1 pseudogene is annotated in these 323 nt (G+C 64.7%); it reads right to left on the bottom strand.

The features are described 5' to 3' along the window. Nucleotides 1-2 precede the first annotated feature (2 nt). Nucleotides 3-323, bottom strand: a pseudogene (locus tag D9V41_RS18135) (ABC transporter ATP-binding protein); the annotation flags it as partial.

Here is a 323-nt window from a genome sequence, read left to right as displayed (position 1 = left end):
CATCAGTCGATTCCTCCTTTGGCATTGAGCAGGCGGCGGATCCGCCCGGTGAGCTCGACGAACTCGGGAAGCGACACGTCCTCAAGCGAGCGCGGACGGGGGATGTCGACCTCGAAGTCGGCGATCACCCGGCCGGGGCGTTCGGACATGACCAGCACCCGGTCGCTCAGGTACACGGCCTCCGGAATGGAGTGCGTGATGAAGAAGACGGTCTTGCGTTGCTCGGCCCAGATGGTCTGCAGATCGTCGTTCAGCTGCTCACGGGTCAAGGCGTCGAGCGCTCCGAACGGCTCGTCCATCAGCAGGATCTGGGGGTCGGGGAC

The sequence above is a fragment of the Aeromicrobium phragmitis genome (assembly GCF_003674095.1).
Classification (GTDB): domain Bacteria; phylum Actinomycetota; class Actinomycetes; order Propionibacteriales; family Nocardioidaceae; genus Aeromicrobium; species Aeromicrobium phragmitis.
This window is presented reverse-complemented; position numbering and strand designations above follow the sequence as displayed.